At 69.6% G+C, this 26,817-nt stretch carries 9 protein-coding genes; 4 read left to right on the top strand and 5 right to left on the bottom strand.

What is annotated here, in order from left to right; translation table 11 throughout:
* Positions 1 to 63: 63 nt before the first annotated feature.
* The 5 genes from LCD35_RS04350 to LCD35_RS04330 form a co-directional block, all read right to left on the bottom strand.
* On the bottom strand, positions 64 to 2,175 hold the full coding sequence (locus LCD35_RS04350; protein WP_225043736.1) for an aminotransferase class I/II-fold pyridoxal phosphate-dependent enzyme: 2,112 nt from the start codon (positions 2,173 to 2,175) through the stop codon (positions 64 to 66).
* A gap of 122 nt (positions 2,176 to 2,297) precedes the next feature.
* A complete protein-coding gene (locus tag LCD35_RS30385; RefSeq protein ID WP_224977455.1) occupies positions 2,298 to 5,033 on the bottom strand; it encodes a ferritin-like domain-containing protein in 2,736 nt (911 codons plus the stop codon).
* A gap of 221 nt (positions 5,034 to 5,254) precedes the next feature.
* The gene (locus LCD35_RS04340; protein ID WP_225043735.1) at positions 5,255 to 6,460 is read right to left on the bottom strand and encodes a cytochrome P450; all 1,206 of its coding nucleotides are present in this window, start codon (positions 6,458 to 6,460) and stop codon (positions 5,255 to 5,257) included.
* A gap of 274 nt (positions 6,461 to 6,734) precedes the next feature.
* Positions 6,735 to 9,242: an ABC transporter permease gene (locus tag LCD35_RS04335; RefSeq protein ID WP_225043734.1), complete on the bottom strand. Its 2,508-nt coding sequence runs from the start codon at positions 9,240 to 9,242 to the stop codon at positions 6,735 to 6,737.
* Positions 9,242 to 9,985 carry an ABC transporter ATP-binding protein gene (locus LCD35_RS04330; RefSeq protein ID WP_224955849.1) on the bottom strand — a complete coding sequence of 248 codons (744 nt, stop codon included), beginning with the start codon at positions 9,983 to 9,985 and terminating at the stop codon, positions 9,242 to 9,244. The genes LCD35_RS04335 and LCD35_RS04330 overlap by 1 nt, the downstream gene beginning before the upstream one ends.
* Positions 9,986 to 10,097: 112 nt before the next feature.
* Here LCD35_RS04330 and LCD35_RS04325 point away from each other — a divergent pair, with 112 nt between their 5' ends.
* The 4 genes from LCD35_RS04325 to LCD35_RS04310 all read left to right on the top strand — a co-directional run bounded on the left by LCD35_RS04325 (position 10,098) and on the right by LCD35_RS04310 (position 26,816).
* Positions 10,098 to 11,321, top strand: coding sequence for a histidine kinase (locus tag LCD35_RS04325; RefSeq protein ID WP_225043733.1), 1,224 nt, complete (start codon positions 10,098 to 10,100; stop codon positions 11,319 to 11,321).
* 394 nt (positions 11,322 to 11,715) lie between these two features.
* The gene (locus LCD35_RS04320; protein ID WP_224955851.1) at positions 11,716 to 13,497 is read left to right on the top strand and encodes a fatty acyl-AMP ligase; all 1,782 of its coding nucleotides are present in this window, start codon (positions 11,716 to 11,718) and stop codon (positions 13,495 to 13,497) included.
* The gene (locus LCD35_RS04315; RefSeq protein ID WP_224955852.1) at positions 13,494 to 13,748 is read left to right on the top strand and encodes an acyl carrier protein; all 255 of its coding nucleotides are present in this window, start codon (positions 13,494 to 13,496) and stop codon (positions 13,746 to 13,748) included. The genes LCD35_RS04320 and LCD35_RS04315 overlap by 4 nt, the downstream gene beginning before the upstream one ends.
* A 15-nt stretch (positions 13,749 to 13,763) precedes the next feature.
* A complete protein-coding gene (locus tag LCD35_RS04310) occupies positions 13,764 to 26,816 on the top strand; it encodes an amino acid adenylation domain-containing protein (protein WP_374108031.1) in 13,053 nt (4,350 codons plus the stop codon).
* Position 26,817 lies beyond the last annotated feature (1 nt).

Here is a 26,817-nt window from a genome sequence, read left to right as displayed (position 1 = left end):
CGGCCGCCGGAGCGCCGAGCTGCGGGTGACCGCCCGTGCGGAACGACGCGATCACGGCGGACGCTATTCCGCGGCGAGCAGCCACAGCCAGGTCGACGGTGCGCCGAACGGCTCGCGGCGCTGAACCCGCAGTCCCGCCGCCGCGAAGGCGTCTTCGTAGGCGCGGCGGCTCGCGATCGGTGTGTCCATGAAGGCGTGCACCAGCTCGAACTCGACGGAGAAGATCGGCAGCGTGCTGGGCGAGGTACCCCAGTCCTGGCTGACGGTGTCGCCGACCAGGAACCACTTGGCGTCGGGGAACACCTTGCGCAGCATCCGCATCGTTCCTGCCGGGTCACCGCTGCTCTCGAACAGGTCGTGCATCATGAGGAAGCTCGTGACCAGCTCGACGCCGGGGAACGTCCGCTCGTCGAGGACGTCGAGGACGTCGGCGCACACGACTTCCACGCGGTGTCCCAGGCCCGCGTCGGCGACGCGTTTGACCGCCTTTTCGCAGGCTCCCCGGCTGGTGTCGATTCCGAGCCCGGTGCGGGCCTCGTTCGATCCGCACAGCCGGATCAACCGGGAGGCATCACCGCACCCGAGGTCCGCGACGGTGCCGAAATCGACGTCCGCGACGACCGCGTGCTCGGTGCGCAGCATGAGTTCTTCGCCGACCAGACCGGAGCCGACGGCGACCTTCCCGCCATCGCGGTCGACGTCCGTGCCGAAGGTGGCCCGGCCCGTGGCCAGGTCGGAGAGGTGGAGCAGCACGTCGCTGTACCCGCCGACTCCCCAGGTGAAGAAACCTCGGTGACGCGCCAGCACCCGTCCGGCGTCGGTCAGCGCGACCGTGCTCGCGGTCCCCGGATCCGACGGAGTGACAGCGGAACTCACCTCGACGTAGCCGAGCAGCGCGGCGGCGCGCAGGAGCGCGAGCAGCTTCGACGGCTCCGCTCCGGTCAGTGGGGGGAGAGCGTCGAACGGTCGCGCACCGTCCTGGAGGTGCTGCCAGACGTTCAGCTCGGTCAGGGCGAAGACCACGTTGGCGCCCACATAGCCGTTGAACAGCGCCGCCGGTTCGATCACGGGTCCGGTGGCCACCTGAATGCGGCCCTTCGGAGCGCCGAGGCCGGTGTTCAACTCGTTGTGCACTTCGGAGTCTTCGAGGATGGTGGCCAGCGCAGCGCAGAACCGGTCCATCTGCTCCGTCGTACCGACGGTGACCCGCAGGTGGGCGGGCAGACCGAACATGTTCAGGTCCCGGACCAGGATGTCGTGGTCCTGCTTCAGCCGCGCGGCGATCTCAGCGCTGTTGCCGGGCGGCTTGACGAGCACGAAGTTCGTGGCAGAAGGCTGGAACGCCACGCCCATCTCGGTCAGGCGCGCGCAGAAGTGCTCCCGCGCCGCGACCGTCTTCCGCCGTACCTCGTCGACGTAGTCGCGGGACTCCAGCGCCGCGGCCCCGGCCTGCTGGACGATTCGATTGACGCTGAACGGCAGCGGCTCCCGGGTCCGGCGGATGCGCTCGACCAGGTCCGCCGGACCGAGCGCGCACCCGAGTCGCAGGGATGCCAGCCCCCACGCCTTGGAGAACGTGCGGAGCACCAGCAGACGACGACCGGCGCGGACCGCGCTGATCGCGTATTCGTGGTCCGGCCCCGCGAACTCCATGTACGCCTCGTCGAACACCGGGATCACGCCGGCGGCCTCGGCGGCCGTGAGGATCCGCTCGACGTCGGAGGGTTCGAGCACCGTTCCCGCCGGGTTGTGCGGGTTGCAGACGAACACCAGCGTGGGCGCTCCTGCCTCCGGCGCGGCCATCGCCTGCACCACGGCGTCGACCGGCACCCGGTAGTCGTCCAACGGCAGGCTGTGGACGCGGGCGCCGGCCGCGCGCGCCGAGGAGACGTATCCGGGGAACGTCGAATCGGTGACCAGAACCGCGTCGTCGGAGCCGAGGAAGGTCATCGAGGTCAGCAGCACGAGTTCGTCGGCTCCGTTGCCCACGACCACCATGTCGGACTTCAGGCCGTGGTACTCGGCGACCCGTTCGCGCAGTTCCGCGCAGTCGCTGTCCGGATAGGACGTGCAGGCGTTGTCGAGTTCCTCGGTCGCCGCGCCGAGCGCGGCGGGTGGTGGCGGATAGGCGCTCTCGTTGCAGTGCAGCCTGAGAACTCCGTCCTGTCGTGCCACTCGTGAGGACCCGGTCTCGGTCGGCATCCGGCCCATGTGTACCCCTTCACATACGGATGAGTAGTTCCGGTGATTTCGTCCTCACTGGACAGTCGCGAGGGCGGAGTCGACGGCGGCCGGTGTCAGAACTCGACACCGGGGGACTGGAACGCGGGTCCGAGCACGGTGTCGCCGTCCCCGGACGGCATGTCGTGGAGCTTCTTGGCCTGCACCTGGAGCTGGTACATCAGCCCGACGGAGTCGTCGAGTTCGTCGGGATGGCCGTTGAACACGCGGTGCAACGCGGTGAGCATGTTCGTGTAGGACTCGTCGCAGGCCACCGATTCGCGCCTGCCGGGGGAGTCGGCCGGGAGGCGGTAGGTGTCCGCGTCGTCCACGACCGGATGGACCCCGGCCGGGTCGAAGGGCACCTCGGCTCCCTCGAACACCCACGCACCGCGCTCGTTCCGGATGAGTCGGCGTCCCTCCACGATCTCCTGGAAGCGGTAGTAGTGGCCGAACTCGTCGGGGTCGAGGACGCCGTCACCGTCGAGGTCGTGCGGGCTCCCCTCGCCCTCCTCGATGATCTGGTAGATGGCCAGCAGCGCGGAGCGCTTGTCGGTGACCTTGTAGAGCGTGCCCGGCGCGTCCGGCCAACTCACCTGGCGGGCGGGATCACCGGTGAACAGCGACCCGCCGTCGTCGAGTTCGCAGATCGCCCGCGCGATCTGGTTGTAGAACCAACCGATCGTCTGCGGTGTGTACTCGGCTCGGTTGAACCAGTCCTCCAGAGCCCGCATGGCGCCGTCGTCGGCCTCCAGCACGGAACCGGAACGGTCCAGCCGCACGCTGTCCGGTGCGATGACGGAACCGCGGAACAGTGCACCGTCCACAGTGGGGTGATCCGGCTGCTCGATCGCCATGAACACGTCCTTGACGTGCTCGCGGGACATCTTGCGCAGCCGTACGGTCAGATCGGGCAGCACCGGACCGGGAAGCTTGCCAGGATAGGTCGGGACCAAGCCGGGCCTGCCGATCTGCGGTGCCCCGCCCACGGCGTTGAGCAGGTTGCAGACCTGGGCCATGTGCTGCATCTCCTCGATGACCACCCCACGGATCGTCTCGGCGATCCGCACGTTGTGGCCTGCCTTGATCGAGAGCAGCGCCGCGAGGTACGGCGGCACCGTGGCCTGCTCGACCAAGACGGCCTGCTGTAGCACGGCACGCAGTTCTTCGGGACTGCCGATCTCCATCACCGGGGGAGCGGGCTCGGTCCGCAGCCACTTCACGATCATGTCTCGCTTTCCTGGTGAGAGGTCTCGGGTGACGGGCATGTGGTTCGGCGATTCCAGCGGGGCCAGCATCGTGCGGCGGATGTAGGTCCCGTGCCGCGTGACGTGCTGGTAGTTGCCCAGGTCGAAGAGGTCGTGCATGACCGGGTAGAGGTTGGCGTACCGCTGGAAGATCGGCCGCACGTCGCGGTTCCAGGTGGGGCGCTCCGGGCCGGTGTAGCGGTCGAACACCCGCACGCTGAGATGGCCCGACGGCGCGTCCGGTCGTGCGGCGAACCGGTAGGGGATGCGCACGGTGAGCCCGTCGAGCATCGGGCGGGGATGGCCGGGGTCCCGGCCGGTGAGGGTGATGCGCGCACGCCCCTGCTCGTCGGTCGTCACGCTGCGCGGAAACTCCACGACGTCGGACTCTTCGCCGGTACCGAGCGCGATGTCGGTGTGGGCGGCAGGTTGCCCGAAGCGAAACGCGCGGAAGTCGACGGTCGCGGTGTCGTGCCCCTTCTCGGGGTGGAGCCGGAAGACGGACTTGTCGGCGTGGAGCGTCCCGCCGTCGTGGGGCTCGGCGAGCAGCACCTTCGGCGGTCGTGCGTCGTCCACCACTGCCAGCCGTCGACCGGCCACCGCCTCGTGCTGACCGGCGGCGGGCCGAGCGGTGACGATGGCGGCAGTGCGTTCGTAGAAGCCCTGGTCGATGCCGTCGAGCGGAGCGAGCACCTCCGGCGTGCCGTTCTCGTCGAGCGCGGCGAGGCTCAGCGCCGGGAGCTCGACGAGAGGCCCACCGCGTGTCGACGCCCTGATGCTGTTGCCCAGGTCCACGAAAACGATCCCCGAACCGTCCACTCTGCACGGCGCATGGTGGAACGGCGCGCCTTCGACGGGACTCAGAACACGGGCGCCTGCCCAGTGCTTCGGCTGCCCGCTCCGATAGGGCCCGATCGACCCCACCATGCGACCGTAGGTGAGGTCGTCGCTCCACTCCTCGATCCCGTCCTCGACACCGTCCATGTTGAACTTGATCGAGAGCGTTCCGTCGTCGGTGGTGTCTCGGATCTCCCGCAGGATGGCCGATTCGAGCGGGTCCGCCCACTCCAGGTTGGTCAGCACCGAGTGGTACACCGCCGCCGGGTCGCCGCGGCCGGACGGCAGCGTCGCCCGCATCCACATCTCGTCCATAGCCGCTACGGCGTAGTCGGCTTTCAGGAGTTGGTCGCCCGCCGCGTCCAAGAGTCGCATCCGCAATCCGTAGATCTCGGAGACCAGTTGGTTCTCCGGGTCGAGATCGACGAACTTCCCGTTGGCGCGGAGGTCGTCGTCCCGCACCGTTCCTTCGAGAGCGGGGTCGTCGGCCTTCGACGTCAGGGTGCGGCCGTCGGCGTAGCAGGCGCTGGTGATGCGCAGGTCGTGCAGCCGCAGCGCGTTGGATCCGCCAGGGTTCCACAACCCGTTGACGTCCGGGAGCTTCATCCGCCAGTGGAAGCGCGGTTCGAACAGGTCGTTGTCGAAGTACGGCTGGGCGTTGTTCACCGTGGCGGCGTCGGACTGGAACGTACCCGCGAAGTTCAGCCGCGGGTGTCCGAGGTAGGTCACGGTGATCCTCCCACTGTCCGGTCGAGCGTCTGGCGTTCGTCGTGCGGCGGTCCGGCCGGATGCGCTCTGGACCGCGAGGGACGTCGAGATGTCCCTGCCAACGACACGATCGGGACCTTCCGGCACCGGTGCAAGGCCCTGAAGCCAGGAATCCGCCCCGAGACGGCGCTTTCACCCTGGACTTAACCGTCCATCATGGACGATGCGTCGAAACGTGGACGTCATGTGCTGAATTCGACCGGCAGTTCCTTGGCGAACCGGAAGTTGATGCTGTCGAGCCAGTCCAGGTCGTCGGTCCGCAGCCTGAGTTCGGTCGTCCGCTCCAACAGGACGCGCAGCGCGATCTCGATTTCGGCGAGCGCGAGCGAGGCCCCGAGGCAGTAGTGGATGCCGTGTCCGAACGACAGGTGGTCGGTCGCTTTGCGGGTGACGTCGAGACGATCCGGGTCGTCGTAGCGGCGTGGGTCGCGGTTGCCCGCCCCGAGGACCAGGGTGACGGACTGGCCCTGCTCGACGTGCTGGTCGCCGACCTCCATGCCTTCCAGCGCGACACGGGTGGTGAACTGCACCGAGCTGTCGTACCGCATCAACTCGTGGACCGCGACCTGGCAGAGGTCGGGATCGGCCCGGAGCCGGGCGAGCTGATCGGGGTGGCGCAGCAGCGCCAGGACCGCGTTGCCGATGAGGTGGGTCGTGGTGGCCTGTCCGGCGTCGATGAGCAGCAGGAAGTTGGCGAAGACCTCGTCGTCGGTGTAGGTCTCGCGTTCGAGCTGTCCGGCGATCACCTGGCTGAAGAGATCGTCGGCGGTACCCGCACGTCGCTTCGCGGCCTGCTCGTCGAAGGCGGCCCGCAGGGAGTTCACCCGGGGGACTTCCGCGCAGGACTGGGTGAAGAACTCGTGCAGCAGGCCTTGCCAGTTCTCCAGCAGCGGGGTGGCGTGGCCGGGCACTCCGGCCAGGTGTGCGATCACGTTCCGGGACAGCGGCTCGGAGAAGTCGCCGATGACGTCCATGTGCCCCTGGTCGAGCACCGCGTCCACGAGTTCCTCCGCGCGCTCGGCGATCAGCGGGCGCATCTCCCGGATGAACCTCGGGGTCAGACCCGGTTTGATGATGCGGCGCAGGCGGGTGTGCTCCGGCGGCTCGTTGAACAGCATCATGTCCGACAGCGCGCCGGCGAGCGGCTCCATATCGGAGCGGACCGATGCCGGGAGCTGGGCGTGGAAGTCTGCGATGCGCGCACCGGAGAGCCGGTCGTCCTTGGAAAGCCGCGCGATCTCGGCGTGACCGAGGACGATCCAGCTCCGCATCCAGTCGTCCCACTGGACCGGGCCGTCCTCGCGCATCGCGTGGTACAGCGCGTACGGATCAGCCGCCCAGTCCGGCTGGTAGAGGCTGAGCAGGCTGAGCGTGCTCGATGGCGCCATGCGCGTGAGGTCCTTCCCGCATCGGCAGCGAAGCGTCGTCGCGCGGATTCCCCAGAAAGGCGCGGGTGAGCGTGCTCCGCTGTGCGGCGAGTGTGTCAGCGGAGGTGCCCCGGGGCAACGGTTTCGGATCGCTCAGGGGCATCCGTTAAGCGCCGGCGAAATCAGTCCTGTGTGGACTGCGGGGCGCCCGCTGGCTGGGCGCTGTTCATCTGCTTCCGGACCCCGACGCGCAGGTTCCCTCCCACTGGTACGGGAGGGAACCGGGCGGGGCGGGTCAGTCGGACCCGATCGCCTCCAGCATGTTGGTGCGTGCCGCCCGGTGGGCGGGCCACAGCGAGGCCAGCACACCGACGATGACGATCCCGACCAGGGCGAGCAGGATCAGCGTCCACGGGAGCGTCGCTCGGGACAGCGCCTGCCCGAGCATCGCGTGCTGCATCACCGTCCCGGTACCGACTCCGACACCGACCCCGAGGATGCCGCCGAACAGGGAGATCACGATGCTCTCCACCCTGATCGTACGGCGGACGAGGGCACGGCCGGCTCCGACCGCGCGGGTCACGCCGATCTCGCGGGACCGCTCCATCACCGACAGCGCGAGCGTGTTGACGACGCCGAAGACGGCGATCACGATCGCGACGCCGAACATCGCGTACATGACCAGCAGGCCGTACCGGAACTCCTCCACCCGGTCGGCGATCACCCCGTCCCGATCGGTGATCGAGATCTCGGGACGGTCCTGGAAGGCGGTCGCGATGGCCTCGCGTGCGGCCTGCGGGTCGGGGCCGCCGGCGTAGACCGTCGTGACGTGGTCGCGCAGGTGCGGCGGTGCCAGGGCCTGGTCGAAGAAGATGCTCGCCTGTGCTTCGGTGGCGTCGTAGACGCCGACCACCGCGGTCTTCACCGGCGTTCCCTCGACGACCAGTTCGAGCGGGTCGCCGACCGCGAGGCCGAGCATGTTCGCCTCGTTCTGCGCGATGATCGCACCGCGCGACACGTCGTCGGTCCCTTCGGTGATCTTCGGCGTGAGCACCTCGCCCAGCCCCTCGCGGTCGATCGCGGAGACGATGCGCTCGCTCGTGCCACCCTCGTGCCGGATTTCGGCGAAGGTGTCCCTGCTGGCGAGGACGGTGGAGACGGCGGGCAGCGACCTGAGCTCCCCGACCACGCCGGGGCCGAGGGTGGCGGCGCCACCGGCGGCCGGTTCCAGCACCGTCGAGGTCACCGGGATGTTCAGCCGGATCGAGGCCGTCACCATCGTGGCCAGACTGGAGCTGAGCGTCGCGAAGGCGCACACGAGCCCGAGCCCGACCATCAGGGTGGTCGCGGTGGTAGCCGTACGCCGGGGGTCGCGGGCCGCGTTGCGCATCCCGAGCCGTGTCGCCGGGCCTCCCCAGCCCTGCGACCAGGTGGCGAGAGGGCGCAGCGCGCCGGCTGCGACCGGAGTCAGCAGCAGTACCCCGCCCGTGCACAGCACGGCACCGCCGATCGCGATCATCCGTTCGAGGGTGCCGAGACCGGGAGACGCGGTGGCCACGATCGCGACGAGGCCCGCGACCACGCAGATCCCACCGGCGATGGACTGGCGGGTGTGCGGGCCTTTCGACGTGACCACGTCGTTGCGCAGGGCGGCCATCGGGGAGACCGCCGCCGCGCGCCGGGCGGCACCGTAAGCCGCCGCGACGGTCACCAGGACCGCCACCAGATAGCCCGCCCCGACGCCGAGCAGCGGAACTCCGTAGCGGACCACGTCGCCCTCGGGCTGCATGAACCGGAACACGATCAGGCCGAGCCCGATCCCGAGCACCGTGCCGATAGTCGCCCCGACGCACGCGAGCGCGGTCGCCTCGACCACCACGCTCGACCGGACCTGCCTGCGATGGGCACCTACCGCGCGGAGCAGCGCGAACTGCCTCGTTCGCTGGGTGACCAGGAGGCTGAAGGTGTTGGTGATGACGAACATGCCGACCAACAACGCGATCGCCGCGAAGGGCAGCAGTTGCGCGAGTGTGTCCGACGCCGTCTTGTCCGCGGCCTGCTCGGCGTTCGTGACCAGCTCGGCACCGGTGGACACGCTGTACTCGTCGGTGGCGTGCCCGGCTCCGATGGTCTGCTCGGCGGCCTGGCGCAAGGTGCTGGGTTCGGTGCCGGGGGTGCCCGTGAGTTCGATGCGGTCGAAGCGGTCCCCGACGAGCGACGCCGCGGTCGCCCCGTCGTAGGCGATGGACGGGACGTGCTCGGAGCGGCCCGCGGCATCGGGCCCCAGCGCGGAGTACTGGAAGAGCCCGACGACGACGGGTTCGTCGATGCGGCCGTCGCCGAGCACGATCCGGGCACGATCACCCAGGGCGAGTCGTGCCTCGCCGGCGCGCGACTCGGCGAGGGCCACCTCGCCCGGACGCTGCGGCCCTCGCCCGTCAACGAGGGTGAACCGGCCGGTCTCGTCCCAGTTCGTGCCCGCCAGGTCCGTGCCCGTCGAGACCAGCTTGCCGTCGGTGCCCACCACACCCGCACGTCCGGCGATCACGCCGTGCGCCTCGGCGACGCCGTTCGTGGCCGCCAACGCGTCGCGGTCGGCGAGCGTCAGATCCGGGTCCTGGGACGCGGTCTGCACCGACACGTCGACCCCACCCCGGGCGGTCTGCCCGGCGAGCGTCTTGGCCAGGGAGTCGGAGACGACGAAGCTCGCGACGACGAACGCGACGCCGAGCGCGATCGCGACCAAGGTCATGGCCAGGCGGCCCCGGTGTGCGCGGAGATCGCGCAGCATTGCTCGCAGCATCAGAGACCGACCTTCTCCAGAGACTTCATCTTGTCCAGCACGCCTTCGGCGGTCGGTGCGTACATCTCGTCCACCAGGCGGCCGTCGGCGAGGAACAACACCCGGTCCGCGTAGGTAGCGGCCATCGGCTCGTGGGTCACCATGACCACGGTGCGGTCGAAGTCGTCCACGCTGCGGCGGAGGAACGACAGGATGTCCGACGACGACCTGGAGTCGAGCGCACCGGTCGGTTCGTCGGCGAACACCACGTCCGGCTGGGTGATGAGGGCACGGGCGCATGCCACTCGCTGTTGCTGGCCGCCGGAGAGTTCGCTCGGCCGGTGGCTGAGCCGGTCCCGCAAGCCGATCGCCTCGATGATCGATTCGGCCACCTGCGGGTCGGGCTTGCGCCCGGCGAGGTCCAGCGGGAGCGTGATGTTCTCCCAGGCGGTCAGCGTGGGGAGCAGGTTGAACGCCTGGAACACGAACCCGATCCGGTCCCGGCGCAGCTCGGTGAGGGCGACGTCGTCGAGGCCGGTCAGGGCGGTGCCGCCGACGAAGACCTCACCGTCGCTGGGGGCGTCGAGTCCCGCGACGCAGTGCATCAGCGTCGACTTGCCCGACCCGGACGGTCCCATGATGGCGGTGAACTGCTCGCTGCGGAACTCCACGTCGACGCTGTCGAGCGCCACGACGCGCGCCTCGGCATGGCCGTACACCTTGGTCAATCCGGCTGCACGGACGGCAGCGGTCGTTTGAGTCATCCGCACAGCGTCGTGCCCGGGAGAGTTCGCTGCCGTCGGCCGATCGGATAGACGATCTGCAACTAAAGTCGCGCCTCGAAAGGGGACGTCGGACGGCCGTTACGCTCGGCGCGTGGACCCCAAGGCGCGCTCGGAATCCCAGCAGCTCGATGCGAAGGACCGGTCGTGGTCGACGGCCGACCGCGTGCTCGCCGTAGCGGTGTGCCTTGCGGTGTTCGTCGCGACCTTCCTCCCCGCCGGAGCTCTGGTAGCCGAACCGGCCGCGTTCACCTCGATTCCGGGACTCGCCCTGACCCTGCTGATCGCCACCCTCTCGGCGGTCGTGACCTGGCTGGCGCCTCGCTGGTCGTGGCCGTTGTACGCACTCGCGTTCGGTACTTGGTTGATCGCCTCGCTCTGGCCGTTGCTCTGCGTCGCGTCGTTCCGGGCGGCGTTGCGCCTGCGTTCGTTCGTGCTCGCGACCTACGCGGTCGCGGCGACGGCAGCGGTCATGGCGCCCACTCTCGTGCGCGTGAGGCGGCCGGACGTCGGGTGGGACTCGGTCCAGAGTTCCTTCGGCGGGGTGGCCCTGTTCGTCGTGCTGCCGTTGTTCATCGGACTGTGGGTGAAAGCGCGACGGCAGGTCGTCGAGGGGCTGCGGGAACGCACCCAGCAGCTTCTGCGGTCGCAGGAGGCCCGCGCGGAGCAAGCCCGCGCGCAGGAGCGTTCTCGCATCGCCCGCGAGATGCACGACGTGGTGGCGCACCGGGTGTCGCTGATGGTGCTCCACGCGGGCGCGATCGAGGCGAACTCGCCGAACGAACTGCTGGCGGACGAGGCCGCGCTGATCCGCCGCACCGGCCGGGAGGCGCTGGGGCAGCTCCGCGAGGTGCTCGGGGTGCTGCGACTCCACCCGTCGGAGGTCCAGCTGCAGCCGCAGGCCACCGTGGCGGACATCGAGGATCTGGTGGAACGGTCTCGCTCCGCTGGCCTCGACGTTCGCTATCGGTGCGAAGGCACGCCTGTGGCGTTGCCCGCGATGGTCGACCACACCGCCTACCGGCTCGCGCAGGAAGCGCTCACCAACGTGCACAAGCACGCCGGAACCGCCAGGACCGAGGTGACGGTGCGGTACCTGACGTCCGCGGTGGAGGTCGGTGTCAGCAACGCGGCTCCGGAACGGGTATCGGAGGGGCTGCCGGGCAGCGGTCTCGGACTGGTCGGCCTGCACGAGCGGGTGGGACTGCTGCACGGCACGCTCACCACCGGGCCGACCCCGGACGGCGGGTTCTCCGTCCAGGCGACGTTGCCGACCACTCCGGTGGAGTCCGGCGGGTCCACTCGGGGATCGGAGTGACGAGGTGCCGTACCGATCACCCACCCGCCCGGCCGGCGGGGTGACGGAGGAGCGGTCCACTGCGCGGGCGCGTTGTCACCGCATCCTCCGCCATCGAAATCTGGTCCGATCCAGCCGGGTCTGAACCTCCCCGTGCCGTGCGGTCGTTCGTTCCTTTTTGCGCTGACTTACGAACCTTGACCGGCGTTCACGTGCGCGGATAGCTTCCGATCGGTTCATGCCGGTGCGCTGACGACCTGCTCGGAGACGCGCGGCACACCACGAGGAGCTGGGGGCTTCAGCGCGGTGTCACGCGAGGCGTGGCACACGCTGAGTTTTCGCGGTTTTCTCGCCGTTTCTCTTGTTCCGCGGAACCGCCACGAGCGCGTGCCGCCAAGTTAGGGGGAATCCGCGCATGGTCGTCGACATCGGACGGTGGAGCAGCGTGACGGCGCTGCTTCGCCACCAGGCCGCGTCCCGCCCTGGGCAGGACGCGGTGGTGCGTGTCCACGACGCGAGCGCACGGGAGGCCGACCACCTCAGCTACGCGACGCTCGACGAGCGCGCCCGCACCGTCGCGGTGTGGCTGCGGGAGCGTTTCGCGGTCGGGTCACGAATTTTGCTGCTCTACCCACCGGCCGATTTCACCACCGGATTCCTCGGGTGCCTCTACGCGGGAATGGTCGCGGTGCCCGCCCCACTGCCGGGGCGGTACCACCACGAGCGGCGACGGGTTCGGGGCATCGCCTCCGACGCGGGCGTGAGCGCGGTGCTGACCGACCTCATCAACCTGGACGCCGTCGCACGCTTCGCGGGCGAGCAGCTGGGCGAGATCGACGTCCTCGCCACCGACTCCGGCGGCATCGCCGATCCCGCGAGCTGGACCGCCCCGGCGACGGTGCGGGACGACATCGCGCTGTTGCAGTACACCTCCGGCTCCACCGGATCGCCCAAGGGCGTCGTGGTCAGCCACGCCAACCTCCTCGTCAACGCCGAAGCGCTCTGCACCACGCTCCAGGTGGAGGACGGCACGCGATTCGGCGGCTGGGCACCGCAGTACCACGACATGGGGCTGATGGCGCAGACCCTGCCCGCGCTGTTCCTCGGGAGCACCTGCGTGCTGATGAGCCCGACGTCCTTCCTGAAACGTCCGCACCAGTGGCTCCAGATGATCGATCGCTACGACGTGGCGTGGTCGCCCGCGCCGAACTTCGGCTACGAGTTGGCCGCCCGGCGCACCAGTGACGACCAGGTGGCGGAGCTCGACCTGTCCCGCTGGCGGTACGCCGTGAACGGCTCCGAGCCGGTTCGGGTGTCCACGATGGAGGAATTCGCGGAGAGGTTCGCCCCCGCGGGTTTCCGGGCCGAGGCGCAGTGCGCCTGCTACGGACTCGCGGAAGCGACGGTGTTCGTGTCCGGCTCGGCTCCTCGCGAGCCGGTGACCGCCCGGGTCGCGCGCGGCGAGCTCGACCGCCACGTGTTCGCCCCGGTCCCCGGAGACGCGGCCGGCCGGGCGCTCGCCAGCAACGGCTTCGCCGCCGAGAGCTACGACGTGATCGTCGTCGATCCGCTCAGTCGCGAGGTCCTGCCGGAACGCGCGATCGGTGAGCTGTGGCTGCGGGGTGCCAGCGTCGCCCACGGCTACTGGAACAACGCTGCCGCCACCGAGCGGACCTTCCGCGCCACAACCGCGGACGGCGACGGCGAGTTCCTGCGTACCGGGGATCTCGGCACCGTGGTGGACGGCGAACTCTACGTCACCGGCCGGTTGAAGGAGATGCTGGTCCTCCGTGGACGGAACCTCTACCCGCACGACGTCGAGCAGGAAGTCCGCTCGCAGCATCCCGAACTGGGCAACGTGGGCGCGGTGTTCGACGTCGACGTGCCCGGGGACGACGCGGCAGTCGTGATCACGCACGAAGTGCGGGGCAACCCGGCACCGCGAGACCTCGCGGAACTCGCCACCGCGATCAGGCGGACGGTGTCCCGCGAGTTCGGTGTTCCGGTCGGTGGAGTGGTGCTGCTGGGCAGGGGAGCGGTGCGGCGGACCACCAGCGGCAAGATCGAGCGCGCACAGATGAAGTCCTCGTTCTGCGCGGGCGAACTCGAAGCCCGGTATGCGGAAGTGGACTCGCGCCTGCCGGGCCGGTCAGTGCGGGCTCCCGAGCACACGGCGGAGACGGCGGTAGCCGGATGAACACGAGTCGAGCGCAACTCCAGGCGTGGCTGGCCGAACGCGTGGCCGCACTCCTGGACCGTCCGCCGTCCGAGATCGCGGTCGAGGCGGAGCTCGGTGATTACGGGCTGGATTCCGTCCGGGCAGCGGCGCTGGTCGCGGAGATCGAGGACGGTTGGGACCTCGTGCTCGACCCCGCCGTCGCCTGGGAACACCCGTCCGTCGCCGCCCTCGCGAGCCATCTGGCGGAACTCGGCGCAAACCCCCGCTGAAGCCGAGCCAAGACCGTGGGCGCGCCCACCCGTTCCATCCGAGGAGAGTGCACGGTGCCGAAGTCCGAGGCCGGGTTCGCGTTGTCGGCCGCGCAGCAGGGCGTGTGGGTCGCCCAGCAACTACAACCGGAGACGTCGCTCTACCACTGCGCCGTGTACTTCGAGATCGAAGGCGCGCTCGACGCCGATCGCCTGCGACGAGCCGTGACCCGGGCGGTGGAGGAGACCTGCGCGCTGCGGATGCGGTTCGAGTCCGATGTGGACGGCGTGCGCCAGGTGCCGCGCGCCATGACGGCCACGTTGACGGTCGTCGACTGCGAATCGGTGGCGGAGTGCCTCGAGTGGATGCGTGCCGAGGTTCGCGCGCCCCAGGACTGGGAGCACGGCGCGTTGTTCGCACACGCGCTGCTCCGTGCGCCCGGGCGGGAATTCCTGTACTTCCGCTACCACCACATCCTGATCGACGGGTGGGGGCAGACATTGCACTGCCGTCGCATCGCGGACCTCTACACTTCGTTCGCCGACGGCTCGCCCGACGTGGAGCCGGCGGTCGCACCGTTCGGTGAGTGGGCGGAGCTGCTCGCGGAAGAAGAGGCGTACCGCGCCTCGCCCCGGCACGACCGCGACCGCGAGTACTGGCGCGGTGCCTTCGCCGACGAGCCGATTCCGGCCGTCTTCGACGACGGCTCGGCACCTCCGGCCCACGGCGAACTCACCGACACCGTGTGGCTCGACCGAGTCGATGTCGAGGCCATGCTGGCGGTGGCGCGTGCGGCCAGGACGCGGTGGCCCGTGGTCTTCTTCGCGGCGATGGCCGCCTACGTGCACCGAAGCACCGGTGCCGAGGACGTGGTGCTAGGACTGCCGCTGTCGGCGCGGACGACACCGGCCGCGATGACCACGCCCGCGATGATGTCCAACGAACTTCCGCTGCGCGTGCCGGTCGGCCCGTGGCGACGATTCGGGGAACTGGTCGGGGACACCGCCCGGCAGGTGCTGCGCGCGATCACGCACCAGCGGTACCGAGGCGAGGACCTGCACACCGAACTCCGGCGAGGTCGCTCCGGGGCGTCGGCGAGTCCGGTGGTCAACGTCGTCACCTTCGACCAGACCGTTCAGTTCGACGGGCACGAGGTGGTCGCGCGGCAGCTGTCCACCGGCCGGGTGCGCGACGTGTCGGTGCACGCCTACGGAACCGCCGACGGTTCGAGCGGTGTCCGAGTCGACTTCGACGGCAACCCGCACGTGCTCGACGGCGATGCCGTGCGCGCACACCGGGATGGTTTCCTGAGCTTCCTCCGCACACTTCTGTCCGCGGTGGACGAGCCGATCGGCGGGTTGCCCGGACCGGACGACGATCGTCGTCGCGCCGCACTCGAACTCGGCTCGGGCGAGACCGACGACGGTGCCGCGGTCCTGCTCCCGGACCTGTTCGCCCGGCAGGCGCGGGACACTCCCGATGCGCTCGCGCTGTGGTCGTCCGACGCGCGGATGTCCTATCGGGACTTGGACGCCGTCGCGAACCGGCTCGCCCGGTATCTGCGTGCTCGTGGCGTCGGCGCGGGATCGTTCGTCGCGCTCGTGCTGCCGCGCTCGGTGGAGGCGGTCGCCGCGATGCTGGCCGTGCTGAAGTCGGGCGCCGCGTACGTGCCCGTCGACCAGGACCATCCGGCCGAGCGGATCCGGTACGTGATCGACGATTGCTCCCCGGCGCTGATCCTCACCTCCGACGAGGCGGCGGGCTCGGTGTCCACCGGGGACGCCGAGGTCGCCGTCCTCGCCGAAGCGCTCGCCGCCCCGGAATTCGCGGCACTGCCGTCGTACGCCCTTTCGGACGCTGATCGCCTCAGCCCGATCAGCCCGCGGCACCCCGCCTACGTCATCTACACGTCGGGATCCACCGGGCATCCCAAGGGCGTAGTCGTCGAGCACCGGTCGGTGGCCGGGTACCTGGCGCGTGCTCGCACGGCCTACCCCGGCGCGGGCGAGTCCTCCTTGCTGCACTCTCCGCTCGCCTTCGACCTCACGGTCACCGCGCTGTTCACCCCGCTGGTGAGCGGCGGATGCGTGCGCCTGGCGGACTTGACCGAGTCCGAGGTGCGCGCGGCGGGACGGCCGGCATTGCTGAAGGCGACGCCGAGCCACCTGGAGATGCTGGAGGCGTTGCCGGACCAGGCTTCCCCGAGCGGATGCCTGATCCTGGGCGGCGAGGCCCTGTTCGGTGGTGCGCTGGACTCGTGGCGGTCGCGGTTCCCCGACGTGACGGTGTGCAACGCCTACGGACCCACCGAGGCGACGGTCAACGTCACCGAGCACCGGCTCGAACCGGGAGTGCCGACGCCGTCCGGTGCGGTGCCGATCGGACGCCCGTTCCCGAACAGCCGTGCCTACGTTCTCGACGGCAGCCTGCGCCCGGTGCTCCAGGGCACGGCGGGGGAGCTGTACGTCGCCGGTTCCGTGCTCGCGCGGGGTTACTGGAAGCGGCCGGCCCTCACGTCGGAACGGTTCGTCGCGGACCCCCACGGTCCCGCCGGTTCGCGGATGTACCGCACCGGCGACCTGGTGCGCTGGAACGAACGCGGGGAGCTGGAGTTCGTCGGCCGTGCCGACTCGCAGGTGAAGGTGCGTGGATTCCGCATCGAACTGGGCGAGATCGAATCGGCGCTGCTGCGCCACCCCGGTGTGGGCCAGGCGGTGGTGCTGCTGCGCGAGGACCAGCCCGGCGACCAGCGCCTGGTCGCGTACGTGGTGGCCGACACCGGAGCGGAGACGGCCCACGAGGTGCGGGAACACCTCCGGCGGGTGCTGCCGGAGTACATGGTTCCCATCGTGACGGTCCTCGCCGCGCTGCCGTTGAACGCCAACGGCAAGGTCGACCGCAAGGCGCTTCCGCAGCCCACGACGACCACGCGACCGGCCGGCCGTGGTCCGCGCGGCCCCGAGGACGAGCTGTTGTGCGGGCTGTTCGCGGACGTTCTCGATGTGACCGGCGTGAGCATCGACGACGACTTCTTCGCCCTCGGCGGGCATTCGCTGCTCGCGACGAAACTGGTCGCGCGGGTCCGGGCCACCTTCGGGGTGGACCTGCCGATCCGGCAGCTCTTCGAGTCGCCGACGGTGGCCGACCTCGCAACGCTGATCGGCGGGGCGGAACGGATCGGCGAGCTGCCGCCGCTCGACAAGCGGGGACGCCCGGATCGGGTGCCGGTCTCGTACGCCCAGCACCGCTGGTGGTTCCTCGACAGCCTCGACGGCGGCAGTGCGACCTACAACATTCCCGTGCCACTACGTCTGACCGGTGACCTCGACGTTCCGGCGCTCCACCGTGCGCTGTCCGATGTGGTGGCAAGGCACGAGACGTTGCGCACCGTGTTCGCGGAAGACGACGACGGACTGCACCAGATCGTGCTCCCGGTCGCCGAGTCCGCGACGGCTCTGCCGGTGGTGCGCGTCGACCGGAACGACCTCGACGAGGAGCTCGTGCGCGCGGTGCGCGAGCACTTCGATCTCACGGTCGACCCTCCGCTGCGCGCGCGGCTGTTCGACGTGGTCGACGCTCCGGCCGAGCACGTGTTGCTGCTCGTCGTCCACCACGTCGCCGGTGACGGCTGGTCCATGCAACGCCTGGTGCACGACCTCACCATCGCCTACACCGACCGGCGCGACGGACGTGCGCCCCGTTGGCAGGCTCTGGCCGTGCAATACGCCGACTTCGCCCTGTGGCAGCGGGAGGTTCTCGGTTCGGAGAACGATCCCGGCAGCGTCCTCGCTCGACAGATGGCGTTCTGGCGCGAGGAACTCCGGGACGCCCCCGACGAGTTGCCGCTGCCGGCAGACCGGCCGCGCCCCGCCGTCGCCTCCCATCAGGGCCGGCGCCTGGAGTTCGAGATCCCGGCCGCGGTGCACGAGGGTGTCCGCGCCCTGGCGAGGCAGAGCCGCACGAGTGTCTTCATGGTCGTGCAAGCCGCTTTCGCGGCGTTGCTGTCGCGGATGGGGGCGGGCACGGACCTCCCGATCGGCATCCCGATCGCCGGACGGACGCACGGTGCCGTCGACGAACTCGTCGGTGTCTTCGTCAACACCCTGGTCCTGCGGACCGACACCTCCGGCGACCCCGAATTCCTCGACCTGCTCGACCGGATTCGGAACACGAACCTGGCGGCCTACGCGCACCAGGACGTTCCGTTCGAGCGGTTGGTGGAGGCACTGCAACCGACGCGCTCGCTGTCGCGCCACCCGCTGTTCCAGGTGATGTTGAGCTGGCAGAACACCTTTCGCCAGGACGGGCTCGACGCGGTGAATGCGGCACCCGGGGTGCAGGTGGAGTTGCTCGACACCGATACCGGGGGCGCGGAGTTCGACCTGTCGATCGACCTCGGGGAGACGTTCTCGCCGGACGGCGCGGCGGCGGGTCTGGAAGGCGGGGTGCGTTACAGCAGCGATCTCTTCGACCCCGAGACGGCGCTGCTCATCGCCGCACGACTCCAGCACGTGCTGGAACACGTCATCGCCGAGCCGAACCGCACGCTCTCGACGCTGGACGTCCTCATGCCCGGTGAGCGGCAGCGGACCCTCGTGGAGTGGAACGGTTCCCGGGACGAAGCGGAGGGAACCTGGCCCGAGCTGTTCGAACGGCAGGCGGCCGAAACCCCCTCGGCGACCGCCCTCAGGTGGTGGGACGGCGAACTGTCCTACGCGGACCTCAACGCGCGAGCGAACCGCCTGGCGCGGCACTTCGTCAGTCGAGGAGTACGGCCCGATTCCGTCGTCGCCCTCGCCTTGCCGCGTTCGCCCGAACTCGTCGTCGCACTCCTCGCGGCCATGAAGGCCGGAGGAGCCTACGCGCCGATCGACACCACCCAACCGTCCGACCGGATCGGCCTGATCCTGGAGGACACCGAGCCGGTGCTCGTGGTGACGGACTCCGCGCACGTCCGGCTGCTTCCGAGGACCGCGTCGCCGGTGCTGTTGTTGGACGACCCAGCCGTTGAGTCCGCCGTCACGGGCTGCGCCGGGACCGACCTGTCCGCGACCGAGCGAGGAGGGGTGCGGTCGCGCGGTCGCGCCGCCTACGTGATCCACACCTCCGGGTCCACGGGTCGGCCCAAGGGGGTGGTGGTGACTCATGAAGGCGTCGCGAGCCTCGCTCGGACCCAGATCGCCGCCTTCGAAGTCGACGAATCCAGCAGGGTCCTCCAGTTCGCGTCGCCAGGATTCGACGCGTCGGTCTCCGAGATGTGCATGGCGCACTTGTCGGGTGCGTGCCTGGTGCTGCCCGCCGAGGGGAGCCGGAACCCCGGTGACGCACTCCGGCGGCTGCTGGAGGACGAGCGGATCACGCACGTCACGCTGCCTCCGGCGGCATTGGCGGTGATGCGGCCGGAAACCGTTCCCCGGGGGCTGCGCGTGGTGTCGGCGGGCGACAGCCTGCCCGCCGAGGTCGCTACCCGCTGGGCTCGCCACCACACGCTGTTCAACGCCTACGGTCCGACCGAGACCACTGTGGACGTGTCGAGCCGTCGTTGTGAGCAACCGGTGACCGATCCCGTTCCGATCGGTGTTCCTTCGACCAACACCACGGTGTACGTCCTGGACACCGGACTGAGGCCGGTGCCGATCGGCGTGCACGGAGAGCTGTACGTCGCGGGTTCCGGGCTCGCGCGCGGGTACCTGAACAGGCCGGGACTCACCGCCGAGCGATTCGTGCCTGATCCTTTCGGGGCACCGGGCTCCCGGATGTACCGCACCGGTGACGTGGTGCGGTGGAACCGGCACGGCGAGCTGGAGTTCGCAGGGCGGACCGACGACCAGGTCAAGATCCGCGGTTTCCGGGTCGAGCTGGGTGAGATCGAGTCCGTCCTGCAGGGACACCGCGACGTCCGGTACGTCGTGGTCGTGCCGCGTGCTGACGGCTCCGGCGGGACGCGCCTGGTGGCCTACGTGGTGTGCGAACGGCCTGTCGCGGACGCGGACCTGCGGGCGCACGTGGAGGACGGGCTTCCCGACTACATGGTTCCGGCGGTGTTCGTGCCGCTGGACGAGATGCCGTTGACCGTGGCGGGCAAAGTGGATCGGGCCGCCCTGCCGGCACCGGAGCAAGTGGTCCGGACGCACGGGCGCGGGCCGCGCACTCCGCAGGAGGGGCTCCTGTGCGAGCTGTTCGCGGACGTTCTCGGGCTGCCGCAGGTCGGCATCGATGACAACTTCTTCCATCTGGGCGGTCATTCCCTGCTCGGTACGACACTCGCCGGTCGCATCCGGTCGACCTTCGGCGTGGACGTCACGATCCGCCAGTTGTTCACCGCTCCGACCGTGGCCGGCCTGGCCGCCGTGATCGAGACGAGCACCGGGTCGTCCCGGCCACCGGTCGTGGCCCTGCCGCGTCCCGAGCGGCTACCGCTGTCGTTCGCCCAGCAGCGGTTGTGGTTCCTCAACCGCATGGAGGGGCCGCGTTCGCAGTACAACACGCCGGTAGCGCTCCGGATCCCCGGCGCGGTCGACCACGCGGCGATGCGAGCGGCGCTGTCCGATGTGGTCGAACGCCACGAGTCGTTGAGAACGGTCTTCGGGGAAGACGACGAGGGGCCGTTCCAGGTCGTGCTGGCACCGGAGTCGGTACGACTCGGTTTCACCACGGTCGAGGTGTCCGAGAGCGACCTGCGAGGCGAACTCGTCTCGCACGGACAGGTCGGATTCGATCTCGCGACCGACATTCCCCTGCGCCCCACTCTTTTCGTCGTGCATTCCGACGACGACCCGAATCACGTGACCGAGCACGTGTTGTTGTTGTTGGTGCATCACGTGGTGTCGGATGGTTGGTCGTTGGGTGTGTTGGCGGGGGATGTGGGGTGTGCGTATTCGGCTCGGGTGTGCGGGGGTGTGCCTGGGTGGGGTGTGTTGGGTGTTCAGTATGTGGATTTTGGGTTGTGGCAGGGGGGGTTTTTGGGTGTTGAGGGTGATGCGGGGAGTGTGATTGCGGGGCAGTTGGGTTATTGGTCGGATGTGTTGTCGGGTGTGCCGGGTGAGTTGGTGTTGCCGGTGGATCGGGTGCGTCCGGTGGTGTCGTCTGGTGTGGGCGGGTCTGTGGAGTTCGGGGTTTCTGCGGGTGTTCATGCTGGTGTGGTGGGGTTGGCGCGGTCTGTGGATGCGAGTGTGTTCATGGTGGTGCAGGCGGCGTTGGTGGTGTTGTTGTCGCGGTTGGGTGGGGGTGTTGATGTTCCGGTGGGGTCTCCGGTGGCGGGTCGTGTTGATGAGGCGGTGGGGGGTGTTGTCGGGTTTTTCGTGAATACGTTGGTGTTGCGGGTGGATGTGTCGGGGGATCCGTCTTTTGTGGATGTGGTGGGTCGTGTTCGTGAGGTGGATTTGGGTGCGTTCGCGCATCAGGATGTGCCTTTTGAGCGTGTGGTGGAGGTGGTGAATCCGCAGCGTTCGTTGTCGCGGCATCCGTTGTTCCAAGTCATGCTCACCTTCGACAACACGGCCGTCGAAGGCGCGGTCGAGGCGGTGGCCGCCCGTTTCGGTCACGGGGCGACCGCCGAGGTCGTGGACATCGGCTCCGCCAAGTTCGACCTCATGTTCGGCTTCGGCGAACGACGGCGCCAGGACGGATCACCGGACGGAATGCGGGGGCTGCTCCAGTTCAGCGCCGACCTGTTCGATCGCTCCACGGCAGAACAACTGACCCAACGCCTGGTTCAGGTCCTCGAAGAAGTGGTCGCCGACCCGCACCTGCCGGTGAGCGCCGTCGACGTGCTGACGGACGAGGAGCGCGGCGCCCTGCTCGGTTCTTGGAACGACACCGACCACCCCACCGAGGGCGGCTGCCTCCCCCAGCGGTTCGAGCAGCAGGTGCGGCGGACACCCGACCGCGTCGCGGTTCGCTTCGACGGGGTCGACCTGTCCTACCAGGAGGTCAACGAGCGTGCGAACCGGCTCGCACGGCTGCTGGTCGAACGCGGGGCGGGACCGGAGCAGCGGGTCGCGGTGGCCGTGCCGCGTTCTCCGGAGCTGGTCGTCGGCCTCCTCGCCGCGCTGAAGTCCGGCGCGGCCTACGTACCGATCGACCCGGACCATCCCGCGGAGCGCATCGCGTTCCTGCTCGGCGACGCTCGTCCGGACGTCCTGCTGACGACCGAGGAGACCGAACGGTTCCTCCCGTCCACGAGTGGCGGGGTGCCCCGCATCGTCGTGGACTCGGCGGAGGTCCGCGCGAACCTCGATCAGCGCGACGGATCCGATCTCGCCCTGACCGGATCCGACGCCGTGCTCCCGGGCAATCCGGCCTACGTCATCTACACCTCGGGTTCGACCGGGCGACCGAAGGGCGTGGTCGTCGATCACGCGGGGATCGTCAACCGGCTCGACTGGATGCAGGGCGAGTACGGGCTGGAGCCGGACGACCGGGTCCTCCAGAAGACACCGACAGGTTTCGACGTGTCGGTGTGGGAGTTCTTCTGGCCGCTGATCACCGGAGCGAGCCTGGTGCTGGCCGCGCCCCTGGGGCACCGCGACCCCGCGTACCTCGCCTCCCTCATCCAGCGCGAGCGCGTCACCACGGTCCACTTCGTCCCTCCCATGCTGGCGGCCTTCCTCGACGTGCCCGAGGCCGCGGAATGCACGACGTTGCGCCGCGTCCTGTGCAGTGGCGAAGCGTTGCCGGGCGATCTGGCGAAGAGGGGCAGGGCCGTCCTGGACACCCGGTTGGACAACTTGTACGGCCCGACCGAGGCATCGGTCGACGTCACGTGGTGGCAGTACGAGGCGGATCGCGGTGACGCGGTCGTCCCGATCGGTCGTCCTGTGTGGAACACCGCGGTCCGCGTGCTGGACGACAAGCTCGACCTGGTCGCCGGCAACGTGACGGGCGAGCTGTACCTCTGCGGAGTTCAGCTCGCGCGCGGATACTTCGACCGGCCCGACCTCACCGCTGACCGCTTCGTCGCCGATCCGCACGGAGCCCCGGGGGACCGGATGTACCGGACCGGCGACCTGGCCCGGTGGACCTCGGGCGGGTACCTGGAGTTCCTGGGACGTGCTGACGACCAGGTGAAGGTTCGCGGAATGCGGGTCGAGCCGGGTGAGATCGAGGCCGCGCTGCGCGAGAACCGTGACGTGTCGTCGGCGGTAGTCGTCGCGCGTCCCGACGTGCATGGCGAGGACCGGCTGGTCGCGTACGTGGTAGCCGTCGACCCCGGCCTCGCGCCTCGTCCGGAGGACGTGCGGACCGCCTTGCGAACGGTCCTGCCGGAACACATGGTGCCAGCGGCGGTCGTGCTCCTGGACGCGTTACCGGTGACGGCGAACGGGAAGCTGGATCGCGCGGCACTGCCCGAACCGGACGGCGAACACCGACCGGAAGGCCGCGCGCCGCGCACCGTCGAGGAAGAACGGTTGTGCGAGTTGTTCGCGGAGGTTCTCGGTACCGAGCGGGTGAGCATCGACGACGACTTCTTCGCGCTCGGCGGCCACTCGCTGCTCGCGACCCGTCTGGTCGGCCGGATCCGCTCGCTGCTCGGCCTGGAGACCGGGCTGCGGCAGGTGTTCGAGACTCCCACCGTGGCCGGCCTTGCCGAGGTGCTCCAGGACGCTGGTGCCGCTCGTGCCGGAGTCGTCCGCGTACGGCCCAGGCCGGCGCGGATTCCGCTGTCCTTCGCGCAGCAGCGGCTGTGGCTGCTGCACCAGCTCCAGCCCGGACCCGCCTACAACCTGCCGATGGCGATGCGGCTTTCCGGTTCGCTCGACCTCGATTCCCTCCGATCCGCACTGTCCGATGTGGTCGGACGACACGAGTCGCTTCGCACGGTGTTCGCCGAGGACGCCGACGGCCCGTTCCAGGTCGTCCTCGACGCCGAGCAGGCCGCGGCGGAACTGACCGTGGTCGACGCGGACGAGGCGGATCTCCGTGCCCTGTTGGACGAGGAGGTCCGCCACTGCTTCGACCTGTCGGCCGCACCGCCGCTGCGCATGACCTTGTACCGCGTCGGACCGGACGAGCACGTGTTGTTGTTGTTGGTGCATCACGTGGTGTCGGATGGTTGGTCGTTGGGTGTGTTGGCGGGGGATGTGGGGTGTGCGTATTCGGCTCGGGTGTGCGGGGGTGTGCCTGGGTGGGGTGTGTTGGGTGTTCAGTATGTGGATTTTGCGTTGTGGCAGCGGGGGTTTTTGGGTGTTGAGGGTGATGCGGGGAGTGTGATTGCGGGGCAGTTGGGTTATTGGTCGGATGTGTTGTCGGGTGTGCCGGGTGAGTTGGTGTTGCCGGTGGATCGGGTGCGTCCGGTGGTGTCGTCTGGTGTGGGCGGGTCTGTGGAGTTCGGGGTTTCTGCGGGTGTTCATGCTGGTGTGGTGGGGTTGGCGCGGTCTGTGGATGCGAGTGTGTTCATGGTGGTGCAGGCGGCGTTAGTGGTGTTGTTGTCGCGGTTGGGTGGGGGTGTTGATGTTCCGGTGGGGTCTCCGGTGGCGGGTCGTGTTGATGAGGCGGTGGGGGGTGTTGTCGGGTTTTTCGTGAATACGTTGGTGTTGCGGGTGGATGTGTCGGGGGATCCGTCTTTTGTGGATGTGGTGGGTCGTGTTCGTGAGGTGGATTTGGGTGCGTTCGCGCATCAGGATGTGCCTTTTGAGCGTGTGGTGGAGGTGGTGAATCCGCAGCGTTCGTTGTCGCGGCATCCGTTGTTCCAAGTCATGCTCACCTTCGACGACGACGATCAGCAGACCGCCCTCGACGCGGCGCACGGAATGCACGGCCTCCGCGTGTCACCCCAGCCCACCGACACCGGTTCGGTGAAGTTCGACCTCGGTTTCACCGTGCGCAGCGCTCGCGCCGAGGACGGCTCACCGGGCGGACTCGCCGGCGTCCTGCACTACAGCGACGACCTGTTCGACGAGGAGACCGCGAGAACCATCGCGCGGCGCTTCGAAATCCTGCTCGACGCCGTCGTGCGCGACGCGCGACGTCGGGTGTCCGACCTCGACGTGTTCCTGCCGGACGAGCAGGAGGCCCTGCTCCACGGAGAGTTCGGCGAGGAATGGCGTCCCGTCGTCGACTCGTTGGGTTGGTCGGAGGCCGCCCCGCTGCTGCACTACTTCGTGCTCGATTCGGAAGGGCGCCTCGCGCCCACGGGAGTCGCCGGCGAACTGCACGTGGCCGGCAGCGGCGTCGAGCGCCTGGCGCTCGCCCCGGCAGCGGCGGTCGCGGCTCCGACCGGACTCGTCCACGACGTGCTGCACCCCACCGGCGTCCGCGTTCGCCGCACCCGTCGCGGTGCGGTCGAGGCACTCGGGTCACCCGACGCCGTCGACGTGGACCGCGGTACCGAGGTCGCTGGTGCCGGGTCGTCCGGTGGGCGCGTCGAGGACGTGTTGCGCGGGCTGTTCACCGAGGTCCTGCATCGTGAGGACGTCCGGCCGGACGACGAGTTCTTCGCCTTGGGCGGCGACAGCATCCTGTCCATCGAACTCGTCAGCCGGGCGCGCCGCGAGGGCCTCTCGATCACGCTGCGGCAGGTGTTCGAGCACCAGACCGCCGCTTCGCTCGCGAGCGTGGTCACCGACGCCCGTGCCGTGGCGGTCGACGGCGAGGACGCGGTAGGCACCGCGCCGGTGCTCCCCATCGCCCGGTGGTTCCTCGACCGCGGTGGCCCGATCGAGCACTTCACGCAGACGCAGGTCGTGACCGTCCCCGCGGACCTGGACCTCGACGCGCTGATCGACACGTGGCAGGTGCTGCTCGATCGGCACGACGCCCTGCGGATGACGCTGACGGGAACCGGCGAGGGTGCGGAGATGGACGTTCCTCCCACCGGAGCGGTCGTGGCCGCCGAGTGCGTCCGCCGGGTCGACGTGTCCACCGAGGACTCGGACGGACGTGGGGCGGCGGTGCGGGAGCAAGCGGTGCTGGCCCGCGAGCGGATCGATCCCGAAGCCGCGGCGATGGTCGCGGTGGTGTGGCTCGACCACGGCCGCGACGAGCCAGGCCGGCTGCTGATCGTGGCGCACCACCTCGCGGTGGACGGTGTTTCCTGGCGCATCCTGCTCGGTGACCTGGCCGAGGCGTACGCGGCCTCCGCGCGGGGTGAGCGGCCGGTGCTGCTCCCGGTGGGTACTTCACTGCGGTCCTGGGCGCGGCGGCTCACCGAGATCGCGACGCTGCCGGTGCGTCGCTCGGAGACCGCGTTCTGGTCCGACGTGGTGGACACCCCGGACCCGCTGCTCGGTTCACGGGCCTTGGACCCCGCGCGGGACACCTACGGCACGGTACGGCGCTGGCGGAGCACTCTCGGGCCGGAGGTGACCGGAGCCGCGCTGGCCTCCGCTCCGGCGGCGTTCCGGGCGGGCGTCGACGACGTGCTGCTCACCGCGCTCGCGGTCGCCGTGACCGCCTGGCGAGCGGACGCGGCCCGCGGCGGTGGGTCGGTGCTCCTGCTCGACGTGGAAGGGCACGGTCGCCAGGAGGACGTCGTCGGCGATGCGGACCTCTCCCGGACCGTGGGGTGGTTCACCGATCTGCACCCGGTCCGCCTCGACCCGGGTGAGGTCGATCGCGCGGACCTGCTCGCCGGTGGCGCGTCCGCGGCTACCGCGGTGCGCCGGATCAAGGAGCAACTTCGCGGGTTCCCCGACCGGGGCATGGGGTACGGACTGCTCCGCCACCTCGATGCCGAGACCGGGCCTGCGCTGGCGCGGGGCCGTGCACCGCAGGTGGCGTTCAACTACCTCGGCCGCTTCGACGCGCCTGGTCCGGTCGAGTGGGGGATGGAGCTCGGTCTCGACACCGGGCCGGACCAGCATCCTGATCTGCCGCTGCCGCACGTGATCGAGCTCAACGCCGGTGTGGTCGACGGCGAGGACGGCTCCCGCCTGGTCGCGAGCTGGAACTGGGCAGGGGGCCTGCTCGGCGAGGAGTCCGTGCGAACGATCGCGGACCTCTGGTTCCGGGTGCTCGAAGGCCTGGTGTCGCATGTGGACCGGGTCGGCGACCGGGGCGTGACCCCGTCCGACGTGGGCCTGAACGCGATCGACCAGGACGAGATCGATGAGTTCGAGTCCGAACTGCAAGCCGGCTGGGGGAGCTGAC

The sequence above is a fragment of the Saccharopolyspora sp. 6V genome, assembly GCF_020176785.1.
Classification (GTDB): Bacteria; Actinomycetota; Actinomycetes; order Mycobacteriales; family Pseudonocardiaceae; genus Saccharopolyspora_C; species Saccharopolyspora_C gregorii.
The sequence above is the reverse complement of the archived record's forward strand: the minus strand, read 5'-3'. Positions and strand labels throughout refer to the sequence as shown.

What these genes read in the sequence shown, in the direction of transcription:
- LCD35_RS04335 (WP_225043734.1), bottom strand. Translation starts at nt 9,242, where the DNA reads ATGCTGCGAGCAATGCTGCGCGATCTCCGCGCACACCGGGGCCGCCTG.
- LCD35_RS04340 (WP_225043735.1), bottom strand. Translation starts at nt 6,460, where the DNA reads ATGGCGCCATCGAGCACGCTCAGCCTGCTCAGCCTCTACCAGCCGGAC.
- LCD35_RS04315 (WP_224955852.1), top strand. Translation starts at nt 13,494, where the DNA reads ATGAACACGAGTCGAGCGCAACTCCAGGCGTGGCTGGCCGAACGCGTG.
- LCD35_RS04320 (WP_224955851.1), top strand. Translation starts at nt 11,716, where the DNA reads ATGGTCGTCGACATCGGACGGTGGAGCAGCGTGACGGCGCTGCTTCGC.
- LCD35_RS04330 (WP_224955849.1), bottom strand. Translation starts at nt 9,985, where the DNA reads ATGACTCAAACGACCGCTGCCGTCCGTGCAGCCGGATTGACCAAGGTG.